This is a genomic window from Pseudomonas sp. NPDC089554 (genome assembly GCF_050280645.1).
GTDB lineage: Bacteria > Pseudomonadota > Gammaproteobacteria > Pseudomonadales > Pseudomonadaceae > Aquipseudomonas.
In genome coordinates this window covers 1-10,575 of the sequence record NZ_JBNNVR010000130.1, presented here as the reverse complement: position 1 = coordinate 10,575, position 10,575 = coordinate 1, and the positions used below count along the sequence as shown (strand labels likewise).

Genomic DNA, 10,575 nt, shown 5'->3' with positions numbered 1-10,575 from the left:
CTGCCAGCCGAGGATCAGGTGGTTGTCACGACGCGCGACCACGCGCACGAAACCACTTTTCGACTCCAGGCTCATGGCTCGCAGGGGCGGTGAAGAACCTTGTGAGAGCGGGCTTGTCCCGCGATGAGGGCTACGCCAATTACTCAGAACGGTGCGGGGCACTCGAATTTCAAGCGCTCGCCGCTAACCGGGTGGGTAAAGCTCAGCATGCTCGCGTGCAGGCACAACCGCTCGTGGGCGGCCAGGGCCTCGGGGTTGGCATACAGTCGGTCGCCCAAGAGCGGGTGGCCGATCGACAGCATGTGCACGCGCAGCTGGTGCGAGCGCCCGGTGATCGGCGTCAGCTCCACCCGGCAATAATCGCCACAGCGCTCGATGATGCGCCAGAAGGTCAGGGCGTGCTTGCCCTGCTCGTGGTCCACCACATGGCGCGGCTTGGTCGGTGGGTCGTAGCGCAAGGGTAGGTCGATGCTGCCGCTGTCCAGCGCCGGCTGGCCCCAGCACAGTGCGGTGTAGGCCTTCTCGGTCTCGCGGTCGTGGAACTGGCGGGAAAGCTCGCGATGGCTGTCGGCGTCGCGGGCCAGCAGGATGATGCCCGAGGTTTCCCAGTCCAGGCGGTGGACGATCAGCGCATCGGGGTAGCCGTTTTCCTGCAGGCGGGTGATCAGGCAGTCCTTGTTGTCCTCGGCACGGCCCGGCACCGACAGCAGCAGGGTCGGTTTGTTGATCACCAGGATGGCGGCGTCTTCGTGGAGGATCTGGATGTTCGACAGCGGCATTGCGAGGTCTCTGTGTAAAACACAAGGGCCGCGTTACGGCCCATCGCGGGACAAGCCCGCTCCCACAGGTTCACTGCAATCCTGTGGGAGCGGGCTTGTCCCGCGATGGGCTGCAACGCAGCCCCGATGTTCAAGGCCGGATCAACGATCCGGCAAGGTGATGTTCAGTTCCAGGATCGAGCAACTGCCCTGGTTCTCCAGTGCCACCTGCACGTCATCGTTGCCGATATTGACGTACTTGCGGATCACTTCGAGCAGCTCCTGCTGCAACGCCGGGAGATAATCAGGGGTGCTGCGCTGGCCGCGCTCGTGCGCCACGATGATCTGTAGACGCTCTTTCGCCACCGACGCACTGGTCTGTTTCTGCCTGCCACGAAAGAAGTCAAAAAGGTTCATGGTTTATTTGCCTCCAAATAGGCGGGCGAAGAATCCTTGCTTCGGCACGTCGATGAAACGCAGCGGTATCTCTTTACCCAGCAGGCGGTCGACCGTGTCGCTGTACGCCTGGCCAGCATCGCTCTGGTCGTCGAGGATGACCGGGACACCCTGGTTGGAAGCCTTGAGTACTGCCTGGGATTCGGGAATGACACCCTTGAGCTTGATCGCCAGAATTTCTTCGACGTCGGCGATGCTGAGCATTTCGCCGCGCTCGACGCGCTCGGGGTGGTAGCGGGTGATCAGCAGGTGTTCCTTGATCGGCTCTTCGTTCTGCTCGGAGCGGCGCGACTTGCTCGACAGAATGCCCAGCATGCGGTCGGAGTCACGTACCGAGGACACTTCCGGGTTGGTCACCACGATGGCCTCGTCGGCGAAGTACATCGCCAGGTGTGCGCCCTTCTCGATACCGGCCGGGGAGTCGCAGATGACGTAGTCGAACTGCTCCTTGAGCTCCATCAGCACTTTCTCGACGCCTTCCTGGGTCAGGGCGTCCTTGTCGCGGGTTTGGCTGGCGGCCAGCACGAACAGGTTCTCGAGGCGCTTGTCCTTGATCAGGGCCTGCTGCAGGTTGGCTTCGCCGTTGACCACGTTGACGAAGTCGTACACCACGCGGCGTTCGCAGCCCATGATCAGGTCGAGGTTACGCAGGCCTACGTCGAAGTCGACGATGACGGTCTTGTAGCCGCGCAGTGCGAGGCCGGTGCCGATGGCGGCGCTGGTGGTGGTCTTGCCTACACCCCCCTTGCCGGAGGTAACCACGAGAATCTTGGACAAGGTGTTTCACCCCTAAATAAACGGGACGCGCGTCCCAGCGAAATACAAAAAGGCAACAGGGAAAAGTTGCTCTAAAAATGACCGCAAGTATCCGTTAAAGACGGGTGATGTTCAACACGTCACCGGTCAGGCTGACCTGCACGGCCGCACCCCACAGCGGGTCGCGGCGCAGGTCTTCGCAAACTTTGTATTGACCCGCGATGGACACCAGTTCGGCGGTCATCTGCTGGCAGAAGATACGTGCCCGCGTATTGCCCTTGATGCCTGCCAGGGCCCGGCCACGCATGGCGCCGTACACATGGATGTTGCCATCGGCGAGAAGTTCCGCGCCGGGGCTGACCGAGGCGGTCACGATCAGGTCGCCGCCTTGGGCGTAGATCTGCTGTCCGCCGCGGATCGGCGAGGTGATGATGCGGGTCGGGCGGATTTCTGGCTCAACCGCCGCCGGTGGCGGGGTGGGCGCAGGCTCGGGCTTCTTCACCTCAGGCTCGGGGTCGAGCGGGCGTTCGCGGGCACCGGAAGGCGGCAGCACCGGCAGGTCGATGGCGATCGCCGCGGCGATGTCCTCGATGCGGCTGGCGCGGATGGCCAAGGTGCGCAGGCCGTGGTGGCGGCAGATGCGCATCAGCCCGGGAAGGTCGATGGCGCCTTCCTCGGCGGGCAGCTTGTCGAGCGCCAGCACCAGCGGTGTGTTGCTGAAGAAATTGGGGGCCTGGGCCACTTTCGCCGCCAGTTGCCGGTCGAGGGCTTCGAGGTCGTTGCGCGCCAGTTCCAGCACGGTAATGGCAAGCATGCTGCCCTTGAGCTGGAACACGGTGGCGGAGTCGGGTGTCTGGTTGAGGCTCATGGTCTGCATAGACGGCTTGTAACGAAAAAAGTGCCCTGACTTATAACGATAACGCCGGTTACCCGCAACAGCAGGCGAACCGATGTAGAATGCCCGGCCTTTGTCTTTGCGGATACATCCATGGAACGCCCGCGTTTTCGTCGCCTTTTCCTCCACCCACGCTTTTGGGGCCTGTGGCTTGGCCTGGGGCTGCTGTGGCTGGTGGTACAACTGCCATACCGTGCCCTGCTGGGGCTCGGCAAAGGCCTGGGCGCGGTGATGTATTACCTGGCTGGCGAGCGTCGGCGCATTGCTGCGCGCAACCTGGAACTGTGCTTCCCCGAGCTTTCCGGCGACGAACGGCAGCGCCTGCTCAAGGCCAATTTCGCCTCCACCGGCATCGCCTTCTTCGAAATGGCCATGAGTTGGTGGTGGCCCAAGGCCAGGCTTGTGCGCCTGGCGCACATCGAAGGCCTCGAGCATTTGCAGGCTGCGCAGCAGCAAGGGCAGGGCGCGATCCTCATGGCCGTGCATTTCACCACCCTGGAGATTGGCGCGGCGCTGCTCGGCCAGGTGCACACCATCGACGGCATGTACCGCGAGCATGGCAACCCGGTGTTCGACTTCATCCAGCGCCGTGGCCGCGAGCGCCACAACCTCGATTCGCTGGCAGTCGAGCGCGAGGATGTGCGCGGCATGCTCAAGCTGCTGCGTAATGGCCGGGCGATCTGGTACGCCCCGGATCAGGACTACGGCACCAAGCAGAGCCTGTTCGTGCCGCTGTTCGGCATTCCCGCTGCGACGGTCACCGCTACCACCAAGTTCGCCCGCCTGGGCAAGGCGCGGGTGATTCCCTTCACCCAGAAGCGTTTGGAAGACGGCAGCGGTTATCGTCTGGTTGTGCACCCGCCGTTGACCGATTTCCCCGGTGAAAGCGAAGAGGCCGATTGCCTGCGGATCAATCAGTGGGTCGAAGGTGTGTTGCGCGAATGCCCCGAGCAGTACCTGTGGGCGCACCGTCGCTTCAAGTCGCGGCCTGACGGGGCTCCTCGGCTGTACGACAAGAAAAAGCGCTGATTTGGGCGGGTTCTGAAAAAACAATAATTATCCAGGAAGGAACCGATGGCCCCAGCTCCCACCACAGGTTTGATCCTCTCCGGCGGCGGCGCTCGCGCCGCCTACCAGGTCGGCGTGCTGGCCGGCATTGCCGAGCTGCTGCCGCCGGGCGCCGCCAACCCCTTTCCAGTGATCGTCGGCACCTCGGCCGGCGCCATCAATGCCGTGACCTTGGCCAGCGGCGCGCTGCATTTTGGCGAGGCGGTGCAGCGGCTCACGGCCTTCTGGCAGCAGTTGCGTAGCCATCTGGTATTGCGTAGTGACTGGCCCGGGGTCATCCGCCAGGCCAGCCGCTTCGTCGGCCACGGCCTGTTGGGTATCGGTAGTCGGGCCCCTGTGGCGCTGCTCGATAGCAGCCCGCTGCGCCAGCTGCTGCAAGCGCACCTGAACCTGGACGGCATCACCCATGCCCTGGCGGCCGAGCAGCTGCGCGCCATTGCGGTGACCGCGTTCGGCTACGAGTCTGGCCAGGCGGTGACCTTCTACCAAGGCCGCGACACCATCGAGCCTTGGTTGCGCCACCGGCGCATCGGCGTGCCGACGGCGCTTGGCGTCGATCATCTGCTCGCCAGCTCGGCGATCCCGCTGCTGTTCGCGCCGGTGCGCCTCGGCGAGGAGTACTTCGGTGATGGTGCGGTACGCCAGTCGGCGCCGATCAGCCCGGCGTTGCACCTGGGCGCCAGCCGCGTGCTGGTGGTGGGTGTGAGCGGCAACCCGCAGCGCCCGGCAGCGCCGGTGCCGACCATGCGCGTGTTCAGTGGCCAGCAGCCAAGCCTGGCGCAGATCGGCGGGCACATGCTCAACAGCACCTTCATCGACAGCCTCGAGGACGATATCGAGCTGTTGCAGCGCCTTAACCACCTCAGCCACCTGATGCCGGCGCACCTGGACGCCCGGCGCCTGGGCCTGGCGCCGATCGAGGTGTTGGTGGTGGCGCCCAGCCAGCCGCTGGATGAGATCGCCGCGCGGCACAGACGCGATTTGCCTGCGGCGCTGCGCCTGTTCCTGCGTGGGCCGGGGGCGACCAAGACCAGTGGTGCGGGGGTGCTGAGTTATCTGCTGTTCGAGGCCAGCTATTGCAGCGAGCTGATCGAGCTGGGGCGGCGCGATGCCTTGGCCAAGCAGCGGGAACTGAAGCAGTTCCTGGGGCTGCCGGGCTGAATTTACCCGCGAATGGGCCGCAAAGCGGCCCCTGTTAGGGTCATTCGGCAATCTGCAACTTGCGCGACTGGGTATACACGTACCGCACTTTCTCGTACTCGAACGGCGAGTTGGTCTGCCCATAACGGAAGTTGGTGCTGTAGCGCCTGTCCACCGCCCGCAGCAGGGTGATTTCGAAGTGGTCGCTGCTGGCCTCGGCCACATTGAGGAAGTTGGCTTCCTTCTCCCCCACGTAGTCCACCACCAAACCCGTGGTATCGCGCAGGTTCGAGGGGCCGAGGATCGGCAGCATGATGTACGGCCCTTCCGGCACGCCATAGAAGCCCAGGGTCTGGCCGAAGTCTTCGCTCTGGGGCGGCAGGCCCATCTTGGTCGCCGGGTCCCACAGGCCACCCACGCCGATGATGGTGTTGAACATCAGCCGCGCGGTGATCTGCGCCGAGCGCTCGCCCTTGAGTTGCAACAGGCTGTTGAACAGGTTCGGCACATCGCCCAGGTTGTTGAAGAAGTTGCTTACCCCAGTGCGCACGAAGCTTGGGGTGACGTAGCGGTAGCCGTCGACCACCGGCAGGAATACCCATTGGTCGAAGCGGTAGTTGAAGTGGTAGATGCGCCGGTTCAGCGACTCCAGCGGGTCGTAGATGTTCAGCGCTTCCAGGGTCGAGCGTTCGAACTCGCGCTGGTCGAGCCCGGGGTTGAATTTCAGTTCGCGCAGCGGGTTGACGAAACCGTCGTTTTCCACCGTCGGGGTATCGATGGTATCGGCTTCGATCACGCTGGTGCGCGGTGCGACTTCCGCCGCCAGGGCACTTCCACTGGTGAGCAGGGCCAGGCCCAGGGCAAGGATCAGTTTTTCAGCCACGGAAGAACTCCAGCATGGCGTCGCTGTTGACGCGGTAGTTGAGGTTGCCGCAATGGCCGCCATGGGGGTACAGGGTCAGGCGATCGCCAAACACCTTGCGCATGAAACCAATGTCGCCAGGGCCAAGGATCACGTCGTCGGCATTGTGCATCACGGCGATTTTCTGGCTGGTGCTCAGGTAGTCCTTCAGCGCATAGAGGCTGACCTGGTCGATCAGTTGCAGCAGGCTATTGCCGTCGGTGCGTGCTCGCCACATGGGAATGACCTGTTCGGTCAGGTAGCAGTCGAAGTCGCACTGCAAGGCCCGCTTGAAGAAGGGTGTGAGGCTGCTGCCCTCGGTGATCGGGTATTTCGGCGGAATGATCAGGCCGCGTCGGTTGATCAGGTCGGAGGTGAAGGCGATGTCGGCGGCCGAGAAGCGGAACGAGGTGCCGATCAGCATGGCCATCTGCTCGTTGGACAGGTGCTGGCGCGACTTCTGGAAGTCGTATAGCAGGGCTTCGTTGAGGTCGACGTAGCCTTTGTCCTGGAAGTAGCGGGTGAGCTTTTCCAGCATCAGTTCGTAGAAGGTGGTGCTGCGGTCGATGCCCTTGACCTGGGTCTGCACCAATTTGTCGAGGTTGTTGATCGAGGTGTAGAGGTTCACCGGCGGGTTGAGCAGCAGCACGCGCTTGAAGTTGAAGCTGCGCCGGGTTTCGTCCAGGTGGCTGACGAACGCGGCGTTCAGCGCCCCCAGGCTGTAGCCGGTGAGGTGGAACTCACTGACCGGCAGGCGCGGGTGCTGGGCGCGCACGCCCTGCATCACCCGGTACAGGTCTTCGGCATCCTCACGGCTGATGCCGGGGGTGGCGAAGCGCGAGGCGGCGCTCATGAAGTCCCAGCTGGTGGGCGAGGACAGCTGCACCACGTGGTAGCCGGCCTGGTAGAAGAGCTTCTTGAGGTATTCGGCGATGCTGCTCGAATAGGGCGCACCGGTGCCGGCGATGATGAAGATCAGCGGTGCTTCGTGGTCCTGGCGGGCAAGGCGGTACTTGAGCGTCTTCACCGGCCAGAAATTGTCCGGCAGGGTGAATTCGCGCTCCGGGCGCAGGCTGAGGCTGTAGTCGGCCTGGTCGATCTCGTCGTCGCTGGGCAGGGTAGGGCGCTGTTCGGGCGGGGTGGTGGCGATGGTCGCCTCGAACGGGTTGGTCAACGGGTAGCCATAAGTGGCGGCGTCGATGTCCCGCGCCGAGGCGGTCGCAGCCAGCAACAGGCCACCGAGCAGGGCGGCAAGGCGCAAGGGTCGAAGCATGTGAGTCCCCCAGAGGCACGGCAAAGGCAAATGGATCAAGTTGAGCTAGGACCATGACGGCTCGCGCAAAGTTGCCTGGAGCGCCATCCTTTGTGGCAGCGGATGTTGCCGCGAAGGTCAGCGGTGCGGCAATGGTCGTTCACACGAACATAGCCGAGCCGGGTGATTTTGCCTTGCGCCGCAAGCTTGGACGATTATGCTGCCGGTCAATTGCAACTTTTCGGAGGCCGTGCATGAGCCGTTCTTTTCCTGCCGTGGCCTTGCTGGCGATGCTGGCCTTGTGGCTGGCGGCGAGCTACGGGGTGCGCTACGGGCTGATGGAAGATGGGCAGTGGGTGGGCCTGTGCAGCGCGCCGACGTCGCTGTGGCAGTGCCAGGTGCGCTCGTTGCTGGGGCTGGGCATTCACTTCCAGGTGATTGCCTGGGCGGCGTTGGTCGTAGCGCTGTTGTGCCAACTGGTGCCGGGGCGTGGCGGCTGGTGGTTGGCGGTGCTGGCGTTGCTGTTGGGGGTGCCGGCGCTGGTGCTGTACACCGCGAGCATTGCGGTGTTTGCGGTTGTGCTGGCGGCGCTGCGGTTGGTCCGCAGGCGTGGTTGACGCGTGTTGCCCGTGTCAGGCAACGCGGGGACTGCTTCGCGGGTAGTGAGGTTTCAAGCCTTGCGCAGGCTGCGCCACAACGCCGCGACCATCAGCCCGCTGACCAGCGCCCACACCCAGGCCTGGTGGTTGTACACCCCTTCCTGGTACAGCTGCGGCGCGATGCCTACGCCGACGATGAATGCCAGCAAGGCCACCTCCGCCCGCGGCGCCTTCACCGGCTGCACCAGGTACACCAGCGCTGGCAGCAGCAAGGCCACACTGGGGAAGCTGCGGTAACGCGGGTCGAACACCATGGCCAGCATGCTCACGGCCGCCGCGAACCCTGCCGCCAGCAGCCACCAACCGGCCCGCGCCTGCAGCCAGGCGAACAGCCGTTCACGCCAGCCCCCGCGGCTCGCCAAGGCCAGTGCGGCATGGGCCAGCACCAGCAGGTTGAGCCCGGTCAGCAACCCTGCCCACAACCATTCCCCGGCAAAGCGCGCATTGGTGCGCATCAGCTCGCCCCACAAGCCCAGGCAACCTGCACCCAGCGCTGCCAGCAAGGGCAAAAGCAGCGCCGCGCGCATGCTGGCCGGGCGACCGGCCAAGGCCAGTGCGGCCAATGCCAGCAGCCCACTGGCCAGCCACCATTGCCGCCACAGCGGCAGGTTGCTCACAGGCCCTTCGAGTACGCCCTTGTCCTGGCGGTCGGCATCGTACAGCCCCCAGTAGCCGCCCACGGCGCCTTCGCTGGTGCGTTTCCAGGGCTGGTCGAAGGCTTCGATCAGGTTGTAGCGCCAGCCGTTGGCTTCGGCCATGGCGACGAAACCGCGAATGAACCGCGCTTCGTTGACCCGGCTCGGTTCGGCAGTCTCGCGCTGGCGCCCTTCGCTGGGCCAGCCGGTCTCGCCGATCATCACTTCCTTGGGCGCGAAGCGGTTGCCGAACACCTGGCGCACCTCGGCCACATGGGCCAGGGCATCGTCGATACCGCGTGGGTCGTCTTCCCAGTAGGGCAGCAGGTGGATGGTCAGGAAATCCACCACAGGCGCTACCTGTGGGTGCTGCAACCAGAAGTCCCAGACATCGGCGTAGGTTACCGGTACGTTTACCTGTTGCTTGACCCGAATGATCAGCTCGGCCAGGCGCTCGCCGGTCACTTCCTTGCGCAGCAGGGCCTCGTTGCCGACGATAACGGCCGTCACCACGTCGGGGTTGGCATTGGCCGATGCGATCAGCGCCGCGACCTCCCGGTCGGTGTCCTGCAGGTTGGCGTTGACCCAGGCGCCGAGCATCACTTTCAGGCCATGCTTGCGTGCCAGCGCGGGAATGGCTTCAAGACCGGTCATCGAATAGGTGCGAATGCACTCGAAGCGTGCAGCCAGCAAGGCGAGGTCGGCATCCATGCGCGCCGGGCGCAGCGTGAACGGTTGGTCGAACGGCGACTGGTCCTTGTCGAACGGGGTATAGGAGGCGCACTGCAATTTGTGTGTGGGGCTGGCGGCATCGGCCAGCTGCACCGGCTTGCCCAGGCCGTACCAGAGCGCGCCGAGGCCGAGCAGGGCGAGCAGGCAGGCGGCGAGGTAGAGCGGCAGGTGCAGGCGGGTGTTGCTGGGCATCAGGCGGTCCATGTCAGGCGCAAAGCGTTAGATACTAGCCTGACGTCAACGCTTTGGCATGCAAGTATCGCGCAGGCCGATGGGGCGCGATGGCGCTAATGGCCAAGTGCTGTCGCTTATCGTTCGGTAGAGGTCGCTGACGGATCAGGTCGGCTTTTGTTGCGAGTCGATGATGCAATCTCCAAGACCTGACGAGGGGATGCTTTGATGGCTACGATTACAAGAATGCGACGTTTCCTGGGGGTGGGTACTGCCCTGGTATTGGCCATGAGCACTGCGCAAGCAATGGCCAAAGAGGTAAGCATCGGTTACGTGGACGGTTGGGCCGACAGCGTGGCGACCACCAACGTGGCCGCGGTAGTTATCAAGGAAAAACTCGGTTACGACGTGAAGCTGCAAGCCGTCGCCACCGGCATCATGTGGCAGGGCGTGGCCACCGGCAAACTCGACGCCATGCTCTCGGCCTGGCTGCCGGTCACCCACGGCGAATACTGGACCAAGAACAAGGACAACGTGGTCGACTACGGCCCGAACTTCAAGGACGCCAAGATCGGCCTGATCGTGCCGGAGTACGTGAAGGCCAGCAGCATCGCCGACCTCAAGACCGATGAAAGCTTCAAGCAGAAGATCGTCGGCATCGACGCAGGCTCCGGGGTGATGCTCAAGACCGACCAGGCGATCAAGGACTACGAGCTCACCGGCTACAAGCTGCAAGCCAGCTCCGGTGCGGCGATGACCGCAGAGCTCGGACGTGCCTACGCCAAGCAGCAATCCATTGCCGTGACCGGTTGGGTGCCGCACTGGATGTTCGCCAAGTGGAAACTCAAGTTCCTCGAAGACCCCAAGGGCGTGTATGGCGCAGCGGAAACCGTCAACAGCATCGGCAGCAAGGACCTGGCGACCAAGGCGCCGGAAGTGGCCGAGTTCCTGAAGAAGTTCAGCTGGCAGTCCAAGGATGAGATCGGCGCAGTGATGCTGGCGATTCAGGACGGTGCCAAGCCGGAAGCGGCGGCCAAGGACTGGGTGGCCAAGAACCCTGAGCGGGTCAAGGAGTGGACTGGGAAGTAATCTACCGGCCAGTGCGCCTGGTTCGCGGGCAAGCCCGCTCCTACAGGGTTCATCACTGTCCCT

Annotated in this window: 11 protein-coding genes and 1 pseudogene; 4 read left to right on the top strand and 8 right to left on the bottom strand. The window is 63.9% G+C overall.

What is annotated here, in order from left to right:
• From ACQKPE_RS24545 to minC, 5 genes and pseudogenes are all read right to left on the bottom strand, one after another.
• Positions 1-81: pseudogene (locus ACQKPE_RS24545) on the bottom strand (hypothetical protein); the annotation flags it as partial.
• Positions 82-143: 62 nt separating this feature from the next.
• Complete coding sequence (locus ACQKPE_RS24540) at positions 144-779, bottom strand: RluA family pseudouridine synthase (protein ID WP_402951666.1); 636 nt, start codon at positions 777-779, stop codon at positions 144-146.
• A 141-nt stretch (positions 780-920) separates the two neighbouring features.
• On the bottom strand, positions 921-1,175 hold the full coding sequence (gene minE, locus ACQKPE_RS24535; RefSeq protein WP_427669261.1) for a cell division topological specificity factor MinE: 255 nt from the start codon (positions 1,173-1,175) through the stop codon (positions 921-923).
• 3 nt (positions 1,176-1,178) lie between these two features.
• Positions 1,179-1,991 (bottom strand): septum site-determining protein MinD, encoded by an 813-nt coding sequence (minD, locus tag ACQKPE_RS24530; RefSeq protein WP_427669260.1) that lies wholly within the window; start codon positions 1,989-1,991, stop codon positions 1,179-1,181.
• 94 nt (positions 1,992-2,085) lie between these two features.
• Positions 2,086-2,847, bottom strand: a complete 762-nt coding sequence (gene minC, locus ACQKPE_RS24525) for a septum site-determining protein MinC (protein ID WP_427669259.1) — start codon at positions 2,845-2,847, stop codon at positions 2,086-2,088.
• 111 nt (positions 2,848-2,958) lie between these two features.
• Between minC and ACQKPE_RS24520 the strand changes: the two genes are divergently transcribed.
• Together ACQKPE_RS24520 and ACQKPE_RS24515 are read left to right on the top strand one after the other, a co-directional pair.
• Positions 2,959-3,894 (top strand): lipid A biosynthesis lauroyl acyltransferase, encoded by a 936-nt coding sequence (locus tag ACQKPE_RS24520; RefSeq protein WP_427669258.1) that lies wholly within the window; start codon positions 2,959-2,961, stop codon positions 3,892-3,894.
• Between the two features lie 45 nt (positions 3,895-3,939).
• On the top strand, positions 3,940-5,094 hold the full coding sequence (locus ACQKPE_RS24515) for a patatin-like phospholipase family protein (RefSeq protein WP_427669257.1): 1,155 nt from the start codon (positions 3,940-3,942) through the stop codon (positions 5,092-5,094).
• Between the two features lie 40 nt (positions 5,095-5,134).
• Here ACQKPE_RS24515 and ACQKPE_RS24510 read toward each other — a convergent pair whose 3' ends face one another.
• A complete protein-coding gene (locus ACQKPE_RS24510; protein WP_427669256.1) occupies positions 5,135-5,956 on the bottom strand; it encodes an MlaA family lipoprotein in 822 nt (273 codons plus the stop codon).
• Entirely contained in the window at positions 5,949-7,247 is a 1,299-nt protein-coding gene (locus tag ACQKPE_RS24505; RefSeq protein WP_427669255.1) for a serine/threonine protein kinase, read from the bottom strand. The genes ACQKPE_RS24510 and ACQKPE_RS24505 overlap by 8 nt, the downstream gene beginning before the upstream one ends.
• Positions 7,248-7,480: 233 nt before the next feature.
• Between ACQKPE_RS24505 and ACQKPE_RS24500 the strand changes: the two genes are divergently transcribed.
• Positions 7,481-7,843: a hypothetical protein gene (locus tag ACQKPE_RS24500; RefSeq protein WP_427669254.1), complete on the top strand. Its 363-nt coding sequence runs from the start codon at positions 7,481-7,483 to the stop codon at positions 7,841-7,843.
• Between the two features lie 53 nt (positions 7,844-7,896).
• Here the strand turns inward: ACQKPE_RS24500 and ACQKPE_RS24495 are convergent, their stop codons facing one another.
• Positions 7,897-9,456, bottom strand: coding sequence for a beta (1-6) glucans synthase (locus tag ACQKPE_RS24495; protein WP_427669253.1), 1,560 nt, complete (start codon positions 9,454-9,456; stop codon positions 7,897-7,899).
• Positions 9,457-9,651: 195 nt separating this feature from the next.
• Between ACQKPE_RS24495 and ACQKPE_RS24490 the strand changes: the two genes are divergently transcribed.
• On the top strand, positions 9,652-10,512 hold the full coding sequence (locus ACQKPE_RS24490; protein WP_427669252.1) for a glycine betaine ABC transporter substrate-binding protein: 861 nt from the start codon (positions 9,652-9,654) through the stop codon (positions 10,510-10,512).
• The last annotated feature ends 63 nt before the right edge of the window (positions 10,513-10,575 follow it).